Below are 24,360 nucleotides of genomic sequence, written 5' to 3'. Positions count from 1 at the left end.
TTGTGTGCCATAGCATTTGTTTCTTTAACCGTGGGCACTCTTTCCAACTATACGAGCGTTACCAGTTTCGGTACAACTATTTACCCTGATTTGCACAAGATAAATAACCACTGAGCCGGAATTTGATCAATAATCAATTGGAATTGGAGGAGAAATGATCTAATGAAAAAAGCACTGACAATTATCGCCCTTATCTTGGTTCTGTCCACGTCTATAGTCGCCGGAACCTTAGCTATGTATACGACAACGATCGATAATGTTGCTGAAGGCAGTGTCGTTGCCAAAGAATTTACCTTAATAAAAGGCGGAACAGATACGTTTACGAAGGATGTAAAAATAGCACCGTCTGAAACAACGAGTTGGCAGTTCAGCGTTAAAAACTATGACGGTGATGTAATAAGTGAGACTGCCATGGGCCTGAATTTTGCTGTGGATGTTGAAGCAGAGGCGGGTAAGAGTGTGATAGCCCCGTTGGTAGTGACTGTCAAAAACTCTGACGGTGATACTGTTGGTACAGTTAACTCAAGTGGCAGAATTGTATTTAACGATGCCTTTGCGCTGAGCCCTACCGGACAAGAGAAAACCTATACGGTATCAGTGAACTGGCCTGGCGACAATAACTCAGATATCAATTATGCGGGAGCAAATTATGGAACAGACGTTAAGGTGTCTGTTACCGGGACTCAGCAATAAATAAGATAATTTATTAATATTTCAACAGGGCGCGAGAGTTAGTATAGTTCTCGCGCCCTGTCTGTTTTCGACGCGCGATGCTTTGATTTTTTACATAGCCATAGGACATAATAAGAAAATCAATCGTTGAGCTGGGCACTATTCCCCTAAAAGAAGGTGAATCCATGACACCAACAAGGTATACGACCCAGGAACAAATCGAAGCAATGCGCCAGGAAATCCTGCATGAAAAAGAAAAACTGGCGGGAATATCTTCTGGAAAAGCCCCGTCTGAGAGCCGGCTGCCCCACGGAAGAAGGGCTTTGAAAACAGTGAGTGGAGCGGCATTTTTAGCGTTGTGTCTACTTCTGGTGTGGTCTATTATTTCCATCCAAATTACCAAGGGCAGGGGAGGAATTCCTAATGTCCTGGGTTTTCAGGTTTTTGCCGTGGAGTCCGGCAGTATGGAGCCTACGCTGGAAGTTGGAACAATGATTGTCAGCCGCATACCTAAAGACCCGGGAAATCTTAAAGTCAATCAAATCGTGACATTCAGAACCTTATCCAACGCTATTGTTACCCATCGGATTATAGAGGTTATTAATAACAACGGCAGTAAAGCTTACCGCACAAAGGGGGATAATCCGATAAATTCACCGGATCAGGATCTGCTCACGCCCAATCGGGTGATCGGGGTATTTTTTGCCAAAATACCGTTTTAACATAAAGCAGACTTAATGGGAGAAATAAACATGGAACATGTTCCGGAGCAGATTGTAGTAATGGAAGGTGTCGCGTCAAGTGAACATTTTTTGGTCGGAGGTGAGAAGCCCCGGCGGGTGCTGGATGATATCAACCTGTTGATCAGAAGTGCGGAAATCTGGGGTATCAATGGGACGTCACTGTTTGAAATCAAGCTGTTGTTGGAAATTATGGCAAATATCAGACCCTATGACAAGGGAAAATGCGTGTTGATCGAGCGTGGCATGATGAGGCTCAAACGGGTGATTCTCAAGCATGTATTTTATATCGGGGGCTCTGAGATGCTTTATAACAATATGAATGTGCTGGAATTTTTGATGTTCGCTGCCGCTAAATCTAAGATTAATCGGGTGGAGCTGCAGGAAGAGATTTTTGAATTAATCATAGCAATCGGATTGGGCCACCTTTCCTTGACACCCAACTATATGCTGACCAAAGAGGAAAAAGCCGTCATTACTTTAATTGCGGCTGCTTTCTCCGACAGCTTGATGATCGTCTTTAATCTTCCTAAATACGTTTGGGATGAAGTGCTTATTGATGCAATCTCCAAAATGACAAGTTTTATTAAGGAGAAAAGAAAAACCTTAATCCTCGCCACACAGAACTGCCTTCTGATCGAGAAGGCCTGTTCGCATACGGCAATAACGAAGAATGGACTATTAATCTACAGCGGCACCGTTGAGAATTTTCGTTTGAGCTTTGACAAGGTGGAAGTGATTATCCGGGATAAAGCCGTTGAGTCAATGAAAGAAAAACTTACCCTGCTGCTTCCAGGTTATGAGCTGGACGTTAAAGGCGGCAGTCTGATGATCAGCCGCAAAACTTCAGAAGTCAGTGACCATGGTATTATTTATAAAAAAATCATAGAGTCCGGCTTTACACCAGATTCTATAGAGATTAATTCTAAAACAGTGCAAAATGCCTATGAGGAGCTTATACGGCAGCATGATTTACAAGAATAGCTATTTCAAAAAAGAACTTCGCCAAGCCTACATGGGAAATAAAATCAGCACAAATCGAAAAATGACCTCGGCTTTGTTTTTGGGTCTTGTTTCATTTGCCCTTTACTTTGTGTTTCAAACATTACAGAAAAGCGTACTTTCTGATGTCGTTCCCGAAATCATGCAAGCCAGTTACTTTTCCACAGTTTACCTTTATATTCACATAGCAGTCGTTTTTAACATTATCTATTTCATTGTCTACTACGATTATCTTTTTTTCTCAGAGATCAGAAAAAACTCCTGGTATCTTCTGATTCAAATGGGCTATCGGCCAATGAGCATGCTTGTTTCCAAGTTTGCCGCTTTAATGTATTCTGTACTGCTAATTTATACCGTTGGTTTTGCGGTTACGATAATCCTCACTTTTTTTCTGAAATACACCTTCATAGCCGCTTATCTGCCAACCCTCTACCTGGTGGGGGTCGGAGACCTGCTCCTCATGACAATCCTTTCTATGACGTTTTCACTTTACGCCAAGACAGTAATTAACGGCCGATATTGGACCTTCTTAACTGCTGTGATTATTTTCGTGATGAAAATAACGTTGGGACAGTATGCAATTATTTCTAATCGTGTATTAATGCAGAATATTTTTATCCTGTTCGATCTGAAGCTTTCATTGTATTGGCCGGTCGAGGCGGCGGCTATGCTGGTCTGCGGGCTGATATGTTTGTTGCGGGGCAAAAATCTGGCTAAGTATTATAATCTTCCTTCCGACTCAGCTATCATTCCGGCAGGTGTAAATTTGGTGGAAATCGATTCCAGAACGGGCAGGCAGAAATTGATTAGCGGCAAGGTGAAAGAAGGATGGCGCGGCAGAATTGTCGATACGGTGACTACTTTATTCCTGATTGCTTTTATTTGTGCCGCCCTGGCCTTCAATGTCTTCATTATCCTGATTAATTCTTCCACCCCAGGTCAAGAGGTCACCATACGTGGAGTGATCCCTTTTGTCTTTAGTACCAGTACTATGGAACCGGAGATTATGATCAATGATCTGGCCTATTTTCAGAAAGTCGATGTCCAGTACCCGATTGTGAAAGGACAAATCATCCTTTTTGAAGAAAATAATGTGCTCTTTGTAGAACGGGTTATCAAGGCAGGAAATCCACTAACCGTGGATATCGACAATTACCCCCCTATGTCCCAAATAGGAGCCATGAAGAAAACCGTCACACGACAGGCGGTCCATGGACTATATTGCGGCAGGAACCGCTGGTTGGGAGCACTGATTCTCTTCGCCAATACTATTGTGGGCAGGATTCTATTCTTGCTGGTTCCAGCCGTTCTGATCTTTTATCAGGGGCAAATTTATAAGTATTTTAGTAAAGAGAATACGTAATGGGCAGGAATGTGGCAACCAAATACTTTGAAGGTGTTATTATAACAATCCTCAGGTGGCCAGAGCCAATGGCGTGGAATTTTCGGATGTCCGGCGCTATGATCCCTTTATTATGTCCCAGAATAAAGGCAAGGGGAAAAAGGTTGTGGTGGTCGGCCATTTTCCATACTTGGAGAATCTGCTGGAACCGGTCTGCGATTTTTCCATCATCGAATGGGAACCGTTAGAGGGAGACTACCCTATGCCGGACTCTGAATATCTGCTGCCCGAAGCGGATTATGCCTATCTAACTTCCTTATCTGCCGTTTTCCGCTTTGATTTTGGCTCTCAGGCTTATATTCCTCACCGTTCCAAGGCCGTCGAACTTAATTAAGTAGGCAGCTTTGTCACGGTTGATATCAATGACTTCGCCGGCACCCATGATGTCGTGCACGATACGGTCGCCGGGTCGGAAAGGAAACTCTGAAGACTTCGCTTCTATTAACTTCTCGCTGCTGGTGATATGCCAATTTGATTCCTTGACCAGACCTTCATCAAGTTCTGCCGTGTAAACCAGCAGATCCTTGGCTACATTGAAAATGAAACGGGACGGATAGCGATAGGAACCGTCCAAGTTCCGTCCCTCCGCATCCGTCAGGTACAAAGCTTTTTCCGCACGGGTGAAAGCGACAAAGGCAAGCCGCCGTTCTTCTTCCATGGCTTCAAGCGTCTTGGTCTTTTTTGAGGGAAACACGCCTTCCCCAAGACCGCAAAGGAACACATAGGGAAACTCCAGGCCCTTCGCCGTATGTACGGTCATCAGTTTAACCGTATTTTTGTTGGAAGCTATATCGGTATTTGTGAGCAGCCCTATATGAGACAAATAGTTTTCTAAGGTGTTTTCCTCTCCGCTTGTGGTCTCGTATTCATAAACCGATTGTTTGAGCTCTGCCAAATTGTCCAGCCGCTCCTGACTTCCTTCCGTCCGGAGCATTGCCTCATAGCCGCTTTGGTCAAGGAGCGAATTTAACAAGTCGGAAATCGGCATCGTCTGATAACCTGTGAAAAAATGCTCGATTAAATTGAGAAAACCCTTGGCCTTCGTGCCCTTGAAAATTTCCTGGTCAATCGTTCTTTCGAGAGCGTTGTAAAGGGAACATTGATTTTGGACGGCATAATCTTGCAAAAATTTCATGCGCCGCACGCCGATATTGCGTTTTGGCACGTTAGCAACCCGCAGGAAGGACAGATCGTCCTTATAGAGAATGAGCCGGAGATAAGCGAGAGTATCTTTGATCTCCATCCGGCCAAAAAATTGTACGCCGCTATAGATCGTGTAGGGAAGTTTTTCTTTCAGAAATACCTCCTCCAGCGTCCGGGAGATGAAATGGGCGCGATAGAGGATTGTCATGTCGCTTAGTTTTACGCCCTGAGCAAGCAGCTCCTGGATTTGCAGCGCGACCCAGCGGGCCTCCGCCTCCGCTGTTTTGGCATGATGGTAAACAACCGGAACCCCGTCCGGCAGCGTAGGAAGCAAGACCTTGTCGATGCGTTTTTTATTGTTTCTAATTAAAGAATTCGCTGCAGCGAGAATCTGCGGTGTTGAGCGATAATTCTCCATCATCATGATGGTGCGGACCTGGGGGAATTCCTGGTCAAAGTCCAGCAGATATTTGAGCCGGGCACCGCGCCAGGTGTAGATCGTCTGATCCGGATCGCCTACGATAAAAAGGTTTTTGTGATAATCACACAGCACCTTCATCAGCCGGTACTGCAGTTCGTCAATATCCTGATACTCGTCAATCATGATGTATTCCAGCCGCTGCTGCCACTTCAGCCGGATCGCAGCGTCCACACTGAAGATGTAGAGTACATATTTAATCAGGTCGTTGTAGTCGAGTCCGAAACATTTCTTTTCCTGATACAGGTATCCCCAGAAAATAATGTCCTCCGCTTCCACGGCATTCTGATACTTGAGGTACAGCTCTTCAAGGGAAAGAGAAACCATAAATTTGTAGTACTCCGGATCTTTAAACAGCTTGCGGATTTCGATCATGTCTCTCGCCTTAGAGAAGGTCATATGCCGCAAGGTGAGGCCCCGTTCTTCATAAATGATCTTCAGCATGTCGTTGATATCAGAATTATCAAGAACAAGAAAGCTTTTCGGATAGTGGACAGCGTTGATGTCCTCCTGCAAAACTGTTACACAGAAGCTGTGGAACGTGCTGATATAGCCGGTATCGTTGTCGCCGCAGAGCAGGCGGATGCGATGCTTCATCTCCTGAGCGGATTTATTGGTAAATGTGACACAGAGGATGTTGGACGGCATAATGCCAATCTCATTGACAAGATAGGCAAAACGATGCGACAGCGCGCGGGTTTTACCTGACCCCGCACCCGCAATCACGCGTATGAAGCCTTCCGTGGCAGTTACTGCCTGTCGCTGCTGTTCATTAAGTCCCGCCAAGATGTCACTCATCCTGTTCGTCACCACTTTCTTCAACTAAATTCATGCATACGTTTGTTTAACCGGTGCAAGCATACAAAATTAAGCTTGCCTATCGAACATGCGTTTGTTATTTTTATTATACATTACTTTGCAAGAACCATCTATAACTTAAACCTTTGCTTGAAGTAGTTTTGCCAACTTAGAAGGGGATAATCAAATGGGTATAAACATCAGAGCCAGTATTTTTGCTAAAAATGGTTATGGTGATATGGGCTGTAATGAGCATTGAAGCCTACGAACGAAAGCTATTCGAAAATGAAATTTACTATAAATTTAAAGAAGCAGAATTGGAAGCAAGATCTACCAATGTGCGCTATACGCACGAAGAAGTATTTTCAGATTTGAGAAGAAGCTTGGTCATATCCTTGGGGATGAAATTTGATGATGAAGATGAGAATCAATTTTTGAAGAATATAGGTTTTAAAATTCAATTTCTTCGGAAGCAGCGAGGTCTTAGTCAGAGTGAGCTGGCCGAAAAATTGGAGTTGAGTTATGCTGCCATTAGCCATCTTGAAAGTACGTCTGTCTATGGTTTATCTGTTATTGCCATTTACAGAATCGCTAAATCCCTTGACGTCGATCCGAGCCAACTTCTAATGTTTAAGTAGTTATTTAGGTTAACGCTTTAATTTGCTATTATTAGTTTGAATTATAAATTGAACTCGGTTTCTGACCGTTACGAAGCTCTACGAATATAAGGGAGTAAGATTTAGTGTAATCTTACTCCCTTAAAAGCATAGGCCTCGCGCCCTTCGGCGCGAGGCCTATGCTGGTGGTGTCATTACTATAATTCTTGGGAGGGAAGGTATCAGCAAGGGGGGGCAGAGTAATTCTAAGCCTTGTCAAATTTGTATCTTTAGTAGATTGCTCAAAAAACTCCATGTATGGATTGTCTGCTTTTGTTTTTGGCGGAGAAGGATATAATTTTAATGTAAGATTAGAAGGAATATTCGGAAAAATGCAGAACGCTTGAAGAGTATTATTTAACGGTTAAACTAATTTAAACGTAGAGAACTTTTAAGGCAAAATAAAAATTTGCATTTGCGCGATATTGAGAAATGTAGCCTATTCGTTTTTGAATACGCTAATATGAAGATTAGAGGTGGCCTTAATGTCAATAAAATTGATTCGAGAATACGAAATGAAGTTGTCATCACCGGGATGTCATCCTGGGGCGAACTGGTATCGTGTCTTCATTGCCATGGCGAATGACATTAGCGAAGTCTTCCCATATCTAAATGCCGACCTGAAGGGACTTGTCGATTATAATCACCAGAGCAGGATCTTGCTTTGGTCGCCTGGTGGAAAAGAAAAGATAGAAAAGATATATGCATTCAGGCCCAAAGAAATTGGAATTACCCCTATCTCGGATAGGGAGGAAGCAAAAGAGTTTACTTGCAAAATTATTAATATCGTCAACGATGTTTGGAATCGAAGAAACGAGATTCAGCCGAAATTTGAGGGCAATAGGCCACTACCTGCTGCGATGGATATCTATAAACTCCTGCCAAGGACAAACTGCAAGAAATGTGGTTTTCTAACCTGCATGGCCTTTGCTGTTGCTTTAAGAAATGATTTTAAAATATCATCTTGTCCGTATATGCTAGAGGATGACTTTTTGAAACTGGTATCGCAAGAGTAATAAGGGACACTTGAAACGACAAGTAGCTTGAAAGGGCGCCAAGCAGATCTATTGACTGATTGGTGCCCTTTTAGTTTTGTTTTGAAATACTTAATCTAGTTTTCAAGCTTCCATAATCCTTTATTTTCCAATAAAAATAATGATCTGTATCTTTGTACAGCTCCCATCCATCCCGTTCACAAAATCGCTTTAATTCTCTCCAGTTAGGCATCAAGCAAACCTCTTACGGCATCCTCATCTTTCTGTATCAGCACCCGCATAACATAAGGGAAATGAACCTTTCTGTTGGGAGCCCCATAATATTTATCGAACTCATCCATATATTCTTGGGCATATTCAATCAGTTCTTTAGTAAGCTCTGTTTTTAACGCCCCCAAACTTGCAGCATTAGCTATGATATCCAGCTCTTTCAGAGAGCCACTTAAACTGCCGTCGGCTTCTTTTTCATATTCAAGAGTGAACCTATATGGTGTTAAAACAACTTCCAAATGCTCTAGAGACATAGCTGCAAGATAGTCTCTGTTCCGTTTTACCAAAGAGGGCTTTAAACGCACAACATTATCAATAAAACGTCCCCAATCTTTCCTGACATCGGTGGCATTAATAACTTCTTGCATAATTACACCCTCCTTTTTCGGAACCATGCTTTTCACTTCCTATTGTATATTACGTACATAGCGTACACAATATGCATTCTGAGAAAAAATAACAACCCGGGTTCATCATCTGGACTCTTGGGTTGTTGCCTATGAAGAGATTCCGCAAGACAGAGGACCCCAGTTTAGTCGATCCCTGACTCACTGCTCTTAGTACACCTCTGTTCGAGTCAATTATCTGTTTTAGCATATGGAAATAGTAGGGCATAATTACATTAAAGTCAGGAAATCCGACTAGATTTCCTGAGATATTTACAGATTTTTTTAAAGTTTTCAGCGTAACTTACGAGAATTTATCTCCAGCCATAGCATATTTTAACACCAAGAAAAGCACATTGACGGGATAAATTCCGCATGCTATGCTGGGGATACCAATAATTGGAGACGGAAAAATGCCAAGTTAATAGTTAAGTTTTTTAATTAGCCAAAGGTATTAAACAAAAAAGTCTTAGATAATGACAAGAAGGTGTGATCTGAATGCCTGGGCAAAATCATCAGATATCTGAATTGGAAAGTATTATGCTTCGAAATAATCTATTTAAGAAATTCAAATTGAGCAAATTGGGAGTATTCGGTTCTATGGCAAGAGGAGAAATGTCTAATGACATAGATATCCTCATTGAAGACAATGTTGATTACCGATCATTGTCAGTGTTTAGAGATGAGCTCCAAAAACTTACAAATAAGCACATAGATATTGTAATTGAAAGGTATGCCAATCCCATAGTGCTGCATAGAGCAAGAAAGGAGATTATCTATGTTACCGAGCATTAAGAACGACCTCATGTATCTGCTTAATATACTTGAGTGCATCGAGAAAATCATACTGTATTTCGCAGATTGTGCCAATGCTGAGGACTTCTTCGAAAAGAACGAGCAGATGAATTTCAACGCCACTCTGAATCTTTTGACGAACATCGGTGAGAATGTTGGAAAAATCAGCAAAGAGCTTAAACAGATATATTCGGATGTGGATTGGCCGTTGATAAAAAGCTTCAGGAATCGGGTAGTTCATGACTATATTAATATTGATACTTTTATGGTGTTTGATATCATCACAAATGATCTCAAAATGCTTAGAGGTACGATTATGAATATTGTGGGGATAGAACTGGATAAGGGTAGTTTCGATACAGAGGAATATGAGGCCGCTAAGAAGAGTTTCTATTATCGGCATATTAAGTTTGATTAAATAAGTACGGAAGTGCTGCCATAATTTCAAGGAATTCGGAAAACTGACAATGTCAGTTTTTTTATACTGTCAGAAAGCATAAGTTTTAGGGATACTAAAGGGTACCTGATTCTAAGCATTCAGATCATCAATAAAAGTACTGATGCTGTTAAAGGCTTTGCTCATATTGCGATTGTTATTGATATCATCGATAGCAGCTAAGGTTTCTGCATTTGGTTGTTCAATGCGGAGGTCAAAAGGAATGCCGCCGTAGCGAACGGAATAACGCAGGAAAATATTTATAGCTGTGGACATATTAAGCCCTAGCTCGGCGAATATGGCCTCAGCCTTGCGTTTTAATTCCTCATCCACACGAATATTTAAGTTAGTTGTATTAGCCACAATACCACTCCTTTCGATACCTTGATTATATAGTATTATATGCAGTTATTTAAAAAATTTGCCGATTTGCTTTACGATGTCATTACAAATCTATAATTCCATAAAACTGCGGAATTAATGAACAACGCAGACCAATTTAAAACAACAGAAGTTATGCCTATTCTAGATTGGATGGCAAAGTCCAATTTGGAATAGGCATTTTTATTTGAGGTTGTTACCTTCATATGTACAACTACATTGTCTGGAACTAAGGGAAGCTAAAGGAGAAGGCGCATTGTCTGCAAGAAGGGCTAGTTCCTGCGAAGACATTGTCTGCAAGAAGGCTAGTATGTGTGAAGACAATGTCTTCGTGTGTGGGTGCAGCCGGGTTTTCTAATTGTCCGGGATCATCTCAGCGAGGCGGATTTTAATGCCTAACTCCAGGAAATAGAAACCCATGCCTCTGGACAGCTCGGCATTAGACCCTCTTGTCTGCAGATAAGCGATTCCCAGTGCCCATAAATCCCGGTAGCTGCGTTTGGAAAAAACGGAATAACGTTTGCGCACGTACTTATAGCCGATCTCAAAATCAGTAAGTTCTTGTCTGCCCATTGTTTTCCTCCCGCTGTTTGGGGGATTGTTCTTCGATGAGTTCGGAAATACTAACACCGAGGGCGGCAGCGAGTTTCTTAAGGATGGGATAGGTCGGCTGCTTCTTGTTGGCTTCCAGTTCAGAAATATAGGTTTGGGAAACCTTTGAGCGTCTGGAAAGCTCAGCTTGAGAAAATTTTTGTTTGGTTCGGAGATTGAAAAGATTTTGCATAAAGGCATACTTCCTTTTGACAATAATTATAATTGCTTTAACGGTTTTTTACAACCGCTTTAGCGTGCTATGGGACAGCTTTTTTATTTGCTATAATTGCTTTAGCGATAGGGAGTGAAAGAATGGGAATCAATTATGGCGCTAAATTTTTGGAATTACGAAAGAAGAATAAATTAAGTCAAAAGGATTTGGCCGGTATTGCGGAAATCGGTCAAACTACGATTAGCGATATAGAGGCCGGAAAGAAATCACCCAATGCTGTCACCATTGAAAAGATCTGTTTGGCTCTCAATATTACCCTCACAGAATTTTTCGCCGAAGAGCGCCCGCAGCTGGAGCCGGAACTTCGTCGTTTGGTAGAAACGGCCAGAAAACTTTCACCGGAACAAATCGACCGTCTTCAGAAGTTACTGGAGTCTATGAGTAAGGATTGATTTTCTCTGAAGTAACAACATAAAGGGGCGCAGTCAAATATGACTGGCGTCCCTTTATGTTGTTGAAATATTCCGTGATTAATGGGAGGAAAAGCAGGAAGTTCGGCGAAAAAGAAACTATATGATAAATGTTGTCCAAAAGACCAGAATCGATTGAAGAGTGACTTAAAGCTAAGGGCTTTTGGGGGTAAATAAATGCGTTATATCGGAATTGACTTAGCCTGGACCTATGCCAATGAATCGGGAATTTGTGTGATCGCTGACAATGGGGAAATCATCTATTGTGAGTCTAAGGTTTTCAGCGATGAAATGATTGCGGACATCGTTGCAGAATATGCTCAGGAGGGAGCCATCGTAGGGATTGATGCTCCTTTAATCGTGAATAACGAAACAGGTGCCCGGTACTGTGACAGTGCCATTATGAGAGAAAAAATTCATGGCAAAAATCTGTCCGTTTTCACCTGCAGCAGACGCTTTATGCTCAAACACTTCGGGGCAGTCAGGGGAGAAGAAGTGGTCAAAGCCATTCGAAAACGGATGCCGGCTTTTGCCCTCACAGGCGGCTTAAGCAATGAAAAGCATGTGATTATCGAAACCTTTCCCACGGGCATAACATTAGGCCTTTTTCCCGACGCTTTTCCAGTTAAATATAAAATCAAATATAAGATTGCCTTTGAAACAACCAAGACAGAAATGGGGCGGATGGTCAGCCTTTTGCAAAGGCTGGGGGACTTTAATCCTCCCGTCCACAATATCGAAGATTTCTTTAATCATTCACCGAGCATTCAGGCTATGTCTAAGAAGGAGTATAAGAACCTTGAAGACAGGCTGGATGCTTTTTTATGTGCTTACGCCGCCTATTGGCTGGCCAGGCATAAGGGAAAGGTGGTCGGCGATGACCGGGATGGCTTTATTACCATTCCTGTAATAGATGATAAGGATGTCCGTGACGGCAAATCAGAAAGGATAAAAATCTACAACAAATTGATTCGGGACAAGATCCCCCAGATTATCGAAGACAGCGGCAAGAAAGCCATGATCGCAAAGGTTCCGGGACCAGAGTACCTGGGCTTATTAAACGCCAAGTTAGGTGAAGAACTTCAGGAGTATCTGGATAGCCAAGAGGTTGAAGAACTGGCGGATTTAGTGGAAGTGGTCTACGCCATCCTGGATTATCAAGGGGTTTCCCGGCAGGAATTTGAGAGTATCAGGAAGCAAAAGGTTGAGAAGAGAGGCGCTTTCCGGGATAGGCTCCTGCTCAAAGAAGTTAGGGACGACTGAGAGGTTGAAGGAAATTGACAGAAAAGATCAAGCAGAAGGGAAGCCTGGGCAGCATCGCCGAAGATCTCTTTATCGAGCTGTTCTGTGATACCTTTGGTCCGGATCAAGCGGAGTATCTATTTCTTCAGTATCCGGTCACAGATATTTATGGACATAGACGCTCCATTGATTTTGCTCTGGAAAGCGAAGACTTAAAAATCGCCATCGAGATTGACGGTGAAACCTATCATAATCCCAACAAGGTTTCTTCTAATAAATATTATGATGACCTTACCAAGCAAAACAGCCTGATCTATCAGAACTGGAAGGTTTACCGCTGGGTTTACAACCAGCTGAAGCATCATCCTGAAAAGGTCAAGGACGAACTGCGGATTTTTGTGGGAGAAATGCCCGCTTTTAGAATGCTGGAGGATTATCTGCCTAAGCAGAAGGGCAAGGTCATAGAACTGCGGGAGCATCAGCAAGCAGCTTTAGACAGCCTGCAGGCCATGCGCGACAAAGGGGAGAGTATCGCTCTGCTTTATCATGCTACGGGAACCGGAAAAACTGTGACCGCAGTCAGTGATGCCAAACGTCTGGGGAAACGAACCCTGTTTTTGGCTCATACCAAGGAACTAATCACCCAGGCCAAAGACACCTTCGCAGAACTTTGGGATCAGGCTGAGACTGGTCTTTATGTGGCTGAAGAAAAGGCTGCAGACGCTTATGTTGTCTGCAGCAGCATTCAGAGTGTGGCCAGAAATCTGGAAGGGTTCAAACCCGATGACTTTGGCTATATCATCGTCGATGAATGTCATCATGGAACAGCAGATACTTATAGGAAGGTTTTGAGTTATTTCAAACCTGAATTTACTCTGGGTCTCACGGCTACCCCGGACAGAGCTGATGGCGAGAGTATCCTGGAGGACTTTAAAAATGTGGCCCATAAGCTGGATTTGCAGCAAGCCGTGGAATTAGGGGAACTTGTTCCCATCAGGTGTATCCGGGTCAAGACCAATGTGGATCTTTCCACGGTGAGAATCAACGGCATTAAATATTACGCCCAGGACTTAGAAAGCAAGCTCTTTGTGCCGGAAAGAAATAAGCTTATTGCAGAAACCTATCTCAACTATGTTAGGGATAAGAAAACTGTGGTATTCTGTGCCTCCGTACGCCACGCTCAGGAGATTTCTGCCTTGTTCAAAGAAAAGGGAATTCATTGCGAGGCTGTTTCCGGTTCCATGAAATCCAGAGAAAGGGCGGAGATTTTAGATCGTTATGAAAATAGGGATATCCAAGTTTTATGTGCCTGTGATCTCTTAAACGAGGGATGGGACAGTCCGAAAACAGAAGTTTTGTTCATGGCCAGGCCGACGCTTTCCAAGACACTATATGTTCAGCAGCTGGGCCGGGGGATGCGCAAGTGCGTGGGTAAGAACTACCTGATGGTCTTTGATTTTATTGATAATGCCGGCTTGTTTAACATGCCTTACTCCCTGCACAGGATGTTTAACCTGAAGGAATATAGGGCGGGAGAGTACGTTGTTGCTTCCCAGAAGCAGTTTGAGCTGGACAGAGATTTAATCGCCAGAGGAGAAAAACCGTCTGTCTTTCTGGATTTCCCGGTGAATGCGGCGGATTATGAGTTGATTGATCTCTTTAACTGGCAGGATGAAGTGAAAGGGATGATATCACAGCTAGAGTTCGTGAGGTTGGTGGATGTGCAAACTGAAACCATTGAACGGTACCTGCGGGAAGGAAAGATAACCCCTGATTTAGAGGTACCCTTCGGGGATAAAAGGAGCTTTAAGTATTTTAAGGAAGCAAGCGTGGAGAGCTATGCTAAACAGTACGGCTGGGAGCTGATCAATCCTGCCAATATGAAAGATAAGTTTATGGACATGGTCAGGACGATGGATATGAGTTTTTCCTATAAGCCGGTATTGCTCAAGGCCATGCTTGAGCATGTTGACGATAGGGGAAGAGTTAGGGTCGAGGACATGGTTAATTACTTCATGGATTTTTATAGGGCTAGAAAAGAGAATGGGCTGGTGGTTGAGAAGAAATCCAGTCTGTACTCTAAAGACGGATATACCCGAAAGGACGTTGAGAGAAATATCTTTAGCAATCCCTTTAAGCGGTTTGAGGATATGCGCTTTATGAGCCGGTGCAGGGATATTGAGTATGTGGAGTTTAATCGGCATGTTTGGAAGAGGCTGACTCAGAAGGAGAAGGAGAAGGACTGGATTGTTGGGCGGTGTGATGAGAAGTTGGAGGAGTATTATAGGAAGCGGGTTTAGAAGCCTGACTAGAGTTCTTTTCGCCGTACCTTAGGAAGAGGCTATAGAGTTCGAAGACGATTATAGGCTTTATGCCGAGAGGGAAAGAGGGGGGAGGACGCTCAAATGATAAAGACTTTCGTGGAGCTATGGTATTTGTGGCTTTTAGTTTTAGTAGTTTTTATTTATCGATTGTATAAGGCCAAAATCAAAGGAATCGTTGGCGAGAAAACAATAGCGTCGTTCCTGATGAGGTTAGATCATGATCTAATGTGAGAGCTGATGGGAAGACGTCCCAGATAGATCATGTAGTCGTGTCAAATTACGGGATTTTTGTAATAGATACAAAGAACTATAAGGGCTAGATTTTGGGAGATGAGTACGGGGAGTATTGGACACAAGTAATTTACAAGCGGAAGGAGAAGCTCTTTAATCCGATAAGACAAAACTATGGGCATATTCAGGCTCTAAAGCAGAATTTGCAAGAATACCCAGAGTTGAATTACGTGCCAATTATCGTCTTTTCAATAAATGCTGATTTAAAGATTAAGACAAATACCAGGGTTATATATACAGTAAAGTTGCTTAAAACGATAAAAGAGTTTACAGCGGAAACCATTACTGAGCAGCAAAAGGAAGAGATATATTCGAAATTGTTGGCTCTAAATGTAAGAGATAAGGAAGTCAGAACCCAGCATGTCGAAGGAATACATAAAAAGAAAGCTGACGTGGCGAACCAAGTAAGCGCTAATATTTGTCCAAAATGTGGTGGGGAGTTAATTATGAGAAAGGGTAAATATGGAGATTTTACAGGGTGTAAGAATTATCCGAAGTGTAGGTTTACAATTAGCAACTAGGTGATGAATCTTGATTTCGGTGAAATGGAGCTATTAAGTATCATGGCTGATAATGTCTATCCTGAAAACATTAGTACTTGGGCCTAAAAAACAAAAAAAATCCAACTAACCTCAAGTGGATTCTTGAGAAATCGTAGATTAGGCCTTTGAAGATCAATTAGTGACTAAACGCTGTGGGGTTAACGCCTGTTCAATAGTCACGGTATAACCGAGTGTTTCTAGTCTTTTTACGGATTTCTTAACGATCTCAGCTTTGCGCCGTAGTTCAAAGAAATCAGGCCCTAGTTCTTTGTATGATGTATTGTTTTTGAGCATTAGGTACGCTATTTTGAGAATTGCATGAGCTACTGCTACTGTAGCACGGTTGGTACCACGTCTTGCTGCAATTCTTTTGTATTGAGCACTGAAATAGGTATTTTTTAAATGTCCGGCTACTTTAGCACATTCTATTAGAGTGGCTTTTAGTATGTCACTGCCTTTACGCGTTTTACCGCTTTTACGTTTGCCCGCGCTCTCATTGTTACCGGGGCAAAGGCCAGCCCATGAAACTAGGTGGGAAGCCGAAGGAAATTGATTCATATTGGTACCTATTTCGGCAATGATGATTTGCGCGCTACGTTCACCAACTCCAGGGATAGAGTCGATAAGAGACACTTGTTCATAGACAGGTTTCATTCTTGCTTGAATTTCTCGATCAAGTGTAAGAACTTGTTCTTCGAGAATATCAATATGTTTGAGCATCATACGTAACATAGTCTTTTGATGATCACCCATGAAACCGCGAAGCGCTTCTTCTATTTGAGGTATTTTTTTACGCATTTGTCTAAGTGCTTTATCTGCTATTGATTGAACGTCAGTACAACCAGATATGAGCATATCAAGCATTCGACGAGATGATTTACCATCAATGTCACTAATAACAGAAGCTAGCTTGATATTCGCGCCCTCAAGCACTTTTTGGATGCGGTTTAACTCTCTGGCGCGCTCCTGAACCATACTTCTTCGGTAACGAACCAGTTCTTTAAGTTCGCGCTGCTCGCGTTTGGGAATAAAACTGCCATTTAGTAAACCGTGACGAAGTAAATCAGCGATCCATTCAGAGTCTTTAACGTCAGTTTTTCGACCAGGCACAGCTTTGATATGTTGTGCGTTCACAACTAATGTTGGTATTTCCTCCATTTCTAAATGATTGTAGATTGGTTTCCAGTATGGACCAGTCGCCTCCATTGCAACACATTCACAGTCAGCGCTCTTCAGCCAGTCAATGAGTCCGAGAAGCGATGAAGTCATCGTACTGAAAGTTCTAATCTCCTTCTTTTTGCCTTTAATTAGGCAGGCCGCGATAGTATTCTTGTGAATATCCATACCACAACAACGCTCGTAAATAACATTCATTGAAAGACCTCCAATGATCAAAATTTACGGCGGGCTTCCTGTAAAGTATTAATCTACCCTGCGTGCTCATGGCAACAATTTGTGGTGCAAGCAGGAAGCCTTAATCAGTCTATAACGACGGGCTCAAAGCACCAAGACATTTCGACCTTTTGCCGTAGCAAGAGTATTGACATTAGAACCCAGTTTTCATTCATTTGATGGTGTGGCACGAAGGCCACATGGAGGTCTATTATGCGAAGTTGGCAATGTATATGGATGCTAAGAATGAACGTTTATATGCCACAAAATGATTGTGGCATATTCGTAAGCAGTACTGAAATAAAGTGAATTAGTTTTTGAGAAAGGGGAAATCTTCGAAATAAACTTCGGATATTCCTCCAAATAGTAGGAATACCCGAACTAAATATTCGGGAATCCCGTAGTTCTACGACATATCGTGCAAAGGACGCGCCATTCTTTGGCTTGGAAAACGAATCTGGAATATATTCTGTTGCGTTAGGTCTCTGTGCAAAGCAGAGGAAGATATTCCATGAAAATAAAGAATCTATTATCAATAAGGAAGTATATTTGAAAGCTATTCAGTTGAAACGAGGATTAACTTGAGAAATGAGGGATATATGTATGGGAAGTATTATTGATTCGTTTTGTTTATGGTGTGACTTACTTGGATATTCTACTCCGTTTATTGATACGAAATGGGACTTAAACACAGAAGCTTCAGAACGAAATTTTAAAAGAATAGAAAAATTGCAGCTTGAATTTACAAATATAGACAATTATCACGTTGAGCGTGTTTTAGTATTAAATGACGGGTTCGCCAGAACTATTGATCTAGTTTATGGTAGTCGTTCACCCCAGCAATATTTATATTGGTTTGATGCAGTCCTATCAAATTATTTTCTGTTAAATAAAATAGATAAAGCCGATTCTAATCCAGGAGCTAGAGCTGTACTAACATTTGGACAAAGATATCACTATATGAAAAGTAATATGACTGCCGCAGAAGTAGTACAAACTAGTGAAGAAAGAAAAAAGGAATTGGAAAAGCAGATTGTTGTCTATTCACCAAGAGAGTTTCAAATGAATACTGCTTTTTCAAAGGCTTATATTATTGAAGGAGTCGGTACAAAGGTAGGTATTAAAGGATCAAATATTTATATCGATAACGAGTTTCTTAAACATTTGGGTGCAATTTTAACAGAAGCTGAAGATGCAGCTTATTTTTTTATTGATGACCAAAAACAAGATTCAGAAAACCCCAATTTATATGTTGGCAAAATAGGTGAAGAAAAAGTTAACTTTGAAGTTGAGTTTTATACTGAAGAAAATTATATTATTTGGGATGTTATACAAATTGTTGGGCAAAACAGAAAAGTGTTGTTTAGGCTCTGGTTTGATTCCTTCCCTATACAATTTAATCAAAAGGGCATAGATACAACTCTATATAAAGTGATTAAATATAAACCTTGGTACGAAAATGAAATGGATTCAGTCATAGATTTTAGAGACACATCAGAAATTTAGCATACTTTATAGACCAGTTAACGTATTTACCAACCACTCTTTTTTAAGTTTATGGCATCGCCATCCGTGGCGCTTATGAATCTGGGGGCACGATACGTCGTAGAACAGAGTGCTCCCAAAATCTGAGAGACGTAGTAACCAGACTTCGGGAACACGCGGGAGGTTATGTGAAAGAAGTGGTTTAAGCACTATTTAGAAAATTGATGGAGGAAGCTTAAATGTGTAGCCGAAGAAGAACCGATGGTGATGAAACATGGAACAGGCTAAGAGAATGGACTAAGGGACAGAAGCCTGCAGAAAGATTAGCTAGTCATATTATTAGTTCTGATGGGTTTGAATCGATAGACCCCTCACATCCATTGGGAGGAAGAGACGGGTTAAAAGATTTAGTTTGCTTAAAGGATGGTCTTCGATGGATTGGTGCAGCATATTTCCCTCGAGGGCAACAAACTTTTCAAGTAATAAAGGACAAATTTATACATGACTTAGATGGTGTAGTAAAGAATGATGCAAATGGTATTCTTTTCATCACTAACCAGGAATTGAGCCTAGCTGAGAGAAAGAACCTAATTTCTTGTGGAGAGTGTGAAGTTGAGATTTATCACCTTGAGAGATTAGTACACATATTAAACAGTCCATCTAATTATGGGATTAGATTAGAGTTTTTGGATATCGAGGTTACTAAAGAGGAACAGCTTGCATTTTTTGCGGAAAGAGATAAGAGTTTTGCAATAATCAATGACCGACTGGAACGGTTAAGCAAGGACTATGAATCGTTTAAGGAAGAGATGCTTGATCATTCCTATGATTTAGTGAGATCTGAGGAAGAAATCGTCAAAGTTATTGAGGAATTACTAGATAAAATTTGGTTTGATAGACACATGGTACTAAGGGAAAGGATAGATCAAGGTTTTGAAACGGTGAATCCAGAAATATGGCAAGGTGCCCTAAAATCAGCTCAAAAGGTAATAGCTAAGTATGGGAGAAAAAATATAGGTCCATGGTCTAAGTTTGAATGGGGTATGTTAAATGGAAAGTTGTCTGCTTTACGATGGGTATTAGGGGATGATTGGGATATGTTGGATACTTGAGCCTTATGAATGCCCATTTCCTTCACGAAACTAGTCAAGATGCAGGTAGTATGACGCTTGGTGAATGCCCAACATTACATGACTTCGGTTCAGATTAGGCTAATAATGTACGGTTGCTGCAGTTGTGAATTGTGCGTATTTTAGCAATAATGGGCAATTCGGAAAACTAAATTAATTTGGCTATCAACTATGAACGAAGCAATAATAATTATCTTCATTTTACAAAATCATTACTTGAATCTGGAGGTTTACAGGAGGCAAGACGATGAGCTATTTTGCGGATCAATACAGTAATCTACAATATCCACATGCATGCACAGACCCTAGCTCTGAACAACTTGGTTTACGAAACGCACAGATTGGTGCAATTCATGCAGTTGCTTCTCATGCTACACTCGAAAGTAATGCACCAACAGTTATTGTAATGCCGACCGGCAGTGGTAAAACGGCTGTGTTAATGATGACTCCTTATGTTTTACGGAAGAATAAGGTGTTGATTGTTACACCCAGTGCAATGGTGAGAGGCCAAATCTGTGATGATTATAAGAAACTAAAAACATTAAAGAAAATTGGCGTATTTACAACTGAGGTACAAAATCCAATTGTTTTTGAAGCTTCACATGAGTATCCTGCAGAAGAAGCCTCACAAGATGAGTATAACAAAAGCATAAATGAGTCAGATATAGTCATCGCAACTCATCCAGTTGCTGTTACAATTTCAGGAGCGAAAATTAGTAATGCCTTCGACTATATCATGATAGACGAAGCGCATCATGTCCCGGCTCCAACATGGCAAAAGATATTGCTTAACATGGAACATGCTAATTCCTTACTTGTGACTGCTACACCATTTAGATTAGATAACAAAGAAATCAAGGGCGACTACGTATATAATTACCCTTTGTCAAAAGCATATAGAGATGGCATTTTCGGTGAGATTGTGTATATTCCAATCGAAGAGGCTCCGGATAAAGACAAGCTGATAGCATTAGAAGCAGAGCGCGTATTCCTAAATGATAAAGAGCTAGGATATAAGCATTGCTTGATGGTACGAACTGACACTAAAGAGAAAGCAAAGGGATTAGAGGAACTGTATCGAGAAAATACGACGCTTCGATTGAAACGTATAGATAGTACCATGTCATATGCTACAATGAAAAGAGCCATTGAGCAAATGAAAAGCAGTACATTAGATGGTGTTATTTGTGTAAATATGCTCGGTGAGGGATTTGATTTCCCTAATCTGAAAATTGCAGCTATTCATGAACCTCACAAATCATTGGCAAACACATTACAGTTCATAGGCAGATTCGCGAGAACCAATGCAGAGAACATTGGTGAAGCAAAGTTTATTGCCATGAACGATGGTTCACTTAAAATAGAAAATCGTGAATTGTATTCCGCTGATGCTGTTTGGCAAGACATGATAATTAATATGTCGGAAAATAAGATTAGCGCTGATTTGGAGGGAAGCGAAACAATAAAGCAATTCACGAGACCTGAGGCTGAGGATGATGCGCAGCTTTCGTTACACAATGTAAGACCTAATTGCCATGCGAAAATCTATAAGGTCGATAGTTTTAGTTTTGATGCAGACTTTCCTGAAATGTGTCGCGTAGAAAACAGAGTATATAGAAACAGAAAAAACAATACCATTGTTGGTATCTCATATGTTAAAGAATCTCCGCTTTGGCTTGAAGGAAATCAGGTAAGCAATCTGGATGTTCATTTATACATCGTACACTTTCAGAAGGAGACGGGGTTGCTTTATATTTATTCGCAAGCTAAAAGCGAATATGTTTATGATTCTATTGTTGAGTCGTTCACAACTGATTATCAGAAATTACCTAGAAATGAGATGAATAAAGTTTTAGGTGAATTGCAGAATTATGAGTTCTTCAATACTGGTATGCAAAATAGATATGCAGAAGCTGGTGAATCTTATAGAATAATAGCTGGCTCAAATACGGCTGCTTCTATTGATGAGACAACGGGAAAAATGGTTTCAGCTGGGCATGCTTTTTGTAAGGCGCGAAAAGGCGACGAGGAGATTACCATCGGCTATAGTAGTGGTTCGAAAATTTGGAGTAGCTCATATTATTCAATACCAGATTATATATCTTGGTGTGATGAAAATGGAAAGAAAATTGTGAATAGTTCTCTTGTTGTAAAGACAGGCACCAATTACGATTTACTTCCTATGCCTAAGAAAAATATAAAGTATCCATCTAATACAATGTTTTGCTTTTTATCGGAGAGAACATATTTGTCACCTCCATTGATAAAAATCCATGGACAACCAAATGAACATTTTTTAATCACAGATTTGGATATTATTATTGTGGAGGTCAAAGATAATTATATTTCGATTGAGGCAACAGTTGAAAATGTCTCTGAGAACCTAATCTGTGATTTAGAAGGAAAATACAGTACAGACGATGAGAAACTAGTTGTTAAAGATGGAAAGACTCAGGTACCACTTGCTAGATATTTGACTTCGCATCCCTTGACATTCAAAACAACTGATGACACGATGATAATTGGAGCAGAGATTTTTACTGGAGATAAAGACGCAATAGTGTTTTCACCAGAGCATATTACAGTGGTTGATTGGAGATACCTGGGAACTAACATCAATAATGAATGCTCAAAAACAACTAAAAAAGGGAAATCAATACAAACTGTTTTAAAAGAAATTCTCGTTGCAGACACCTCATTTTCACATATTGTATTTGATCATGGTTCAGGTGAAATGGCAGATTTCGTTACTTTCTGTGTTACTGGGTCTCCCAATATAATAAACGTGAATATGTATCATGTGAAGGCAATGAAAGGTGCTGGGTACAATACAAACGTCAATGACGTCTATGAAGTTTCACAACAAGCGATAAAATCAACAATTTGGATTAAAGATAAAAATATTCTGTTGGACAAGATTATTATGAGAATTCGAAATAGTTCTGATCCAAATAAGAAATTTGTTAAAGGAGATCTAAATTCGCTCAAAACTTTGATGCGAGGGAACAAAAAGATGGAGGTTACGATTTATATCGTGCAGCCTGCCATTAGTAAGAAAAAAGAGATCCCAGACAAAATTGGAGAGGTTCTTGCAGCTGCGACACACTATATAAAACGAAGTGGAAGAGCTAAGGAACTGAAAATTTGGGGAAGCCTTTGACAACTGATAACCAACAAGGAGAACAAGTGCGAATACTACTTCCAATTATATGGTCACAGGCGAACTGCTAGTTATGTTTATTACATCAAGCTAGACCCATCTGTCCAACTTCATGTAAGGCTAATAATGCACAGCTCGGATAACAGAAGGTAATAGGGAAAGTTGAAATAGTGGGTGAGCACTTCTTCATGTAGTATTTTTTACAGCTGAGCTATTGCTTTAGATAGTGAAAACGCGACTATGAAAAGCAATGTAACATGTGATATACGATTGAGAAGGGTGGAAGAATGCAGACACATATACTTACTGATAACGAGTATAAGTCATATTTGGAATTTTCCCAAAAATACAATATTCCTTATAAAAGAGGAACAACAGGTATTTTAGATTTCTTTAATAAAATATGCGATAAATACAGAATGGAAATCTCATCTGTATTTACAGATCCGAATTGGAAAGTGTTTATCGACACTGGAATTGAACTGTTTGATGAAATGCGTAGTATTATAAGCAAAATTCTATGTTGGGAATTAAAAGATGACAACCATAGTGTCATGGTGCTGTTGGATGATACTATAAAACAATTTATTAAAAAGGGATATTTCTTTGAATTTGAGATCCCAGCTGATCAAAACTTTTACCGAATTCGAAAGAGTAATACAATAGTGAAAAAAACCGGAACACTACATATACCATTTTCCAAAAAAGCTTATGCGGCGCAAGAGAGATTCAGCATTATGAATGAACCGATGCTCTATTTAGGAAACACAACATATATTTGCTGGGAGGAATGTAATAGACCGGATTTTTCTTCCGCTTATGTGAGTTTATACAGTTTAAAAGTGCCACTAAAAGTTATTGGAATTGAGGAGGTAATCCCCAATTTATTTCCTCAGATATCCAAAGCAAATGTGACTGCGTATTTTATTACCAGGTGTATTGCATTTTTTCCGTTTGTTGCCGCAATGTTTATGAAGGCAACTCCAGCAGTGAATGGTAAAATATCAGAATATATCTTTCCCAACATGTTTATGAAAGCCCTTATGAGACTGAGAGATGCGGACGGTATTATCTTTCATTCAACCAAATATAACTTGATTGAAACATCGAGCATGTTATGCAAAAATTTAGCCTTAAAGTGCCCCGAAGAGCTTACACGTGATTTTTCGACTTATATTCTTGATAAATTTACAATAACAACGCCAGTTCCATTAAATTCTTATCCTATACCTAAGCAGTTTTATTATAAGTGCGGATATAATGGTATGCCATTGAGTCTTGACGACCGATTTGTGATTAATTATGAGGATTCTTTGTTTGCCTTTGCAGAAGACGAAATGAAGCATATGTGCTGTAGTGGAGAGGTTCTTGACAAAAGCGACTACTATTAATAATTGTCGAATT

At 40.7% G+C, this 24,360-nt stretch carries 23 protein-coding genes and 2 pseudogenes; 19 read left to right on the top strand and 6 right to left on the bottom strand.

Features of this window, described 5'->3' with window-relative positions; genetic code table 11:
• Positions 1-162 precede the first annotated feature (162 nt).
• The 5 genes and pseudogenes from B5Y67_RS20825 to B5Y67_RS20805 all read left to right on the top strand — a co-directional run.
• Entirely contained in the window at positions 163-693 is a 531-nt protein-coding gene (locus B5Y67_RS20825; RefSeq protein WP_088228298.1) for a hypothetical protein, read from the top strand.
• Positions 694-857: 164 nt separating this feature from the next.
• Complete coding sequence (locus tag B5Y67_RS20820; protein ID WP_088228297.1) at positions 858-1,394, top strand: signal peptidase I; 537 nt, start codon at positions 858-860, stop codon at positions 1,392-1,394.
• 30 nt (positions 1,395-1,424) lie between these two features.
• Complete coding sequence (locus B5Y67_RS20815; RefSeq protein WP_088228296.1) at positions 1,425-2,396, top strand: hypothetical protein; 972 nt, start codon at positions 1,425-1,427, stop codon at positions 2,394-2,396.
• Complete coding sequence (locus B5Y67_RS20810; protein ID WP_088228295.1) at positions 2,380-3,777, top strand: S26 family signal peptidase; 1,398 nt, start codon at positions 2,380-2,382, stop codon at positions 3,775-3,777. The genes B5Y67_RS20815 and B5Y67_RS20810 overlap by 17 nt, the downstream gene beginning before the upstream one ends.
• A gap of 37 nt (positions 3,778-3,814) precedes the next feature.
• Positions 3,815-4,069: pseudogene (locus B5Y67_RS20805) on the top strand (DUF364 domain-containing protein); the annotation flags it as partial.
• A 3-nt stretch (positions 4,070-4,072) separates the two neighbouring features.
• Here B5Y67_RS20805 and B5Y67_RS20800 read toward each other — a convergent pair.
• Positions 4,073-6,235 carry a UvrD-helicase domain-containing protein gene (locus B5Y67_RS20800; RefSeq protein ID WP_088228294.1) on the bottom strand — a complete coding sequence of 721 codons (2,163 nt, stop codon included), beginning with the start codon at positions 6,233-6,235 and terminating at the stop codon, positions 4,073-4,075.
• Between the two features lie 248 nt (positions 6,236-6,483).
• On the opposite strand from B5Y67_RS20800, the gene B5Y67_RS26060 reads away from it, so the two are divergent.
• The gene (locus B5Y67_RS26060) at positions 6,484-6,873 is read left to right on the top strand and encodes a helix-turn-helix transcriptional regulator (protein ID WP_242976061.1); all 390 of its coding nucleotides are present in this window, start codon (positions 6,484-6,486) and stop codon (positions 6,871-6,873) included.
• 503 nt (positions 6,874-7,376) lie between these two features.
• A complete protein-coding gene (locus B5Y67_RS20780) occupies positions 7,377-7,907 on the top strand; it encodes a (Fe-S)-binding protein (protein WP_088228292.1) in 531 nt (176 codons plus the stop codon).
• Between the two features lie 203 nt (positions 7,908-8,110).
• Here B5Y67_RS20780 and B5Y67_RS20775 read toward each other — a convergent pair whose 3' ends face one another.
• On the bottom strand, positions 8,111-8,524 hold the full coding sequence (locus B5Y67_RS20775; RefSeq protein WP_242976060.1) for a hypothetical protein: 414 nt from the start codon (positions 8,522-8,524) through the stop codon (positions 8,111-8,113).
• 516 nt (positions 8,525-9,040) lie between these two features.
• On the opposite strand from B5Y67_RS20775, the gene B5Y67_RS20770 reads away from it, so the two are divergent.
• Positions 9,041-9,337: a nucleotidyltransferase domain-containing protein gene (locus B5Y67_RS20770; protein WP_088187057.1), complete on the top strand. Its 297-nt coding sequence runs from the start codon at positions 9,041-9,043 to the stop codon at positions 9,335-9,337.
• Positions 9,321-9,755, top strand: coding sequence for a HepT-like ribonuclease domain-containing protein (locus B5Y67_RS20765; RefSeq protein ID WP_088228290.1), 435 nt, complete (start codon positions 9,321-9,323; stop codon positions 9,753-9,755). Before B5Y67_RS20770 ends, B5Y67_RS20765 begins: the two co-directional genes overlap by 17 nt.
• A gap of 111 nt (positions 9,756-9,866) precedes the next feature.
• Here B5Y67_RS20765 and B5Y67_RS20760 read toward each other — a convergent pair whose 3' ends face one another.
• The 3 genes from B5Y67_RS20760 to B5Y67_RS20750 all read right to left on the bottom strand — a co-directional run bounded on the left by B5Y67_RS20760 (position 9,867) and on the right by B5Y67_RS20750 (position 10,938).
• Positions 9,867-10,136, bottom strand: coding sequence for a type II toxin-antitoxin system RelB/DinJ family antitoxin (locus B5Y67_RS20760; RefSeq protein WP_088228289.1), 270 nt, complete (start codon positions 10,134-10,136; stop codon positions 9,867-9,869).
• 372 nt (positions 10,137-10,508) lie between these two features.
• Complete coding sequence (locus B5Y67_RS20755) at positions 10,509-10,727, bottom strand: hypothetical protein (protein ID WP_088228288.1); 219 nt, start codon at positions 10,725-10,727, stop codon at positions 10,509-10,511.
• Positions 10,705-10,938 (bottom strand): helix-turn-helix transcriptional regulator, encoded by a 234-nt coding sequence (locus B5Y67_RS20750; RefSeq protein WP_088228287.1) that lies wholly within the window; start codon positions 10,936-10,938, stop codon positions 10,705-10,707. Before B5Y67_RS20750 ends, B5Y67_RS20755 begins: the two co-directional genes overlap by 23 nt.
• Before the next feature lie 122 nt (positions 10,939-11,060).
• Here B5Y67_RS20750 and B5Y67_RS20745 point away from each other — a divergent pair, with 122 nt between their 5' ends.
• From B5Y67_RS20745 to B5Y67_RS26045, 6 genes and pseudogenes are all read left to right on the top strand, one after another.
• Complete coding sequence (locus tag B5Y67_RS20745; protein ID WP_088228286.1) at positions 11,061-11,372, top strand: helix-turn-helix transcriptional regulator; 312 nt, start codon at positions 11,061-11,063, stop codon at positions 11,370-11,372.
• Positions 11,373-11,567: 195 nt separating this feature from the next.
• Positions 11,568-12,653 carry a DUF429 domain-containing protein gene (locus tag B5Y67_RS20740; RefSeq protein WP_088228285.1) on the top strand — a complete coding sequence of 362 codons (1,086 nt, stop codon included), beginning with the start codon at positions 11,568-11,570 and terminating at the stop codon, positions 12,651-12,653.
• 14 nt (positions 12,654-12,667) lie between these two features.
• On the top strand, positions 12,668-14,932 hold the full coding sequence (locus tag B5Y67_RS20735) for a DEAD/DEAH box helicase family protein (RefSeq protein ID WP_088228284.1): 2,265 nt from the start codon (positions 12,668-12,670) through the stop codon (positions 14,930-14,932).
• Between the two features lie 105 nt (positions 14,933-15,037).
• Positions 15,038-15,187: a hypothetical protein gene (locus tag B5Y67_RS26055; RefSeq protein ID WP_242976059.1), complete on the top strand. Its 150-nt coding sequence runs from the start codon at positions 15,038-15,040 to the stop codon at positions 15,185-15,187.
• Positions 15,184-15,378 (top strand): annotated as a pseudogene (locus B5Y67_RS26050) (nuclease-related domain-containing protein); the annotation flags it as partial. The gene B5Y67_RS26055 and the pseudogene B5Y67_RS26050, both read left to right, overlap by 4 nt.
• A gap of 315 nt (positions 15,379-15,693) precedes the next feature.
• Entirely contained in the window at positions 15,694-15,768 is a 75-nt protein-coding gene (locus B5Y67_RS26045; protein WP_242976080.1) for a topoisomerase DNA-binding C4 zinc finger domain-containing protein, read from the top strand.
• A 153-nt stretch (positions 15,769-15,921) separates the two neighbouring features.
• Here the strand turns inward: B5Y67_RS26045 and B5Y67_RS20725 are convergent, their stop codons facing one another.
• Positions 15,922-17,163, bottom strand: coding sequence for an IS110 family transposase (locus B5Y67_RS20725; protein ID WP_088228283.1), 1,242 nt, complete (start codon positions 17,161-17,163; stop codon positions 15,922-15,924).
• A gap of 621 nt (positions 17,164-17,784) precedes the next feature.
• Between B5Y67_RS20725 and B5Y67_RS20720 the strand changes: the two genes are divergently transcribed.
• From B5Y67_RS20720 to B5Y67_RS20705, 4 genes are all read left to right on the top strand, one after another.
• On the top strand, positions 17,785-18,687 hold the full coding sequence (locus B5Y67_RS20720; protein ID WP_088228282.1) for a hypothetical protein: 903 nt from the start codon (positions 17,785-17,787) through the stop codon (positions 18,685-18,687).
• A 218-nt stretch (positions 18,688-18,905) separates the two neighbouring features.
• The gene (locus B5Y67_RS20715) at positions 18,906-19,778 is read left to right on the top strand and encodes a hypothetical protein (protein WP_088228281.1); all 873 of its coding nucleotides are present in this window, start codon (positions 18,906-18,908) and stop codon (positions 19,776-19,778) included.
• A 265-nt stretch (positions 19,779-20,043) separates the two neighbouring features.
• Complete coding sequence (locus tag B5Y67_RS20710) at positions 20,044-22,956, top strand: DEAD/DEAH box helicase family protein (RefSeq protein WP_088228280.1); 2,913 nt, start codon at positions 20,044-20,046, stop codon at positions 22,954-22,956.
• A 287-nt stretch (positions 22,957-23,243) separates the two neighbouring features.
• Positions 23,244-24,347, top strand: coding sequence for a hypothetical protein (locus B5Y67_RS20705; RefSeq protein WP_088228279.1), 1,104 nt, complete (start codon positions 23,244-23,246; stop codon positions 24,345-24,347).
• Positions 24,348-24,360 lie beyond the last annotated feature (13 nt).

Origin of the sequence: Desulfosporosinus sp. FKB, from assembly GCF_002196705.1 — a bacterium.
In the GTDB taxonomy this organism is placed as follows: Bacteria; Bacillota; Desulfitobacteriia; order Desulfitobacteriales; family Desulfitobacteriaceae; genus Desulfosporosinus.
This window is presented reverse-complemented; position numbering and strand designations above follow the sequence as displayed.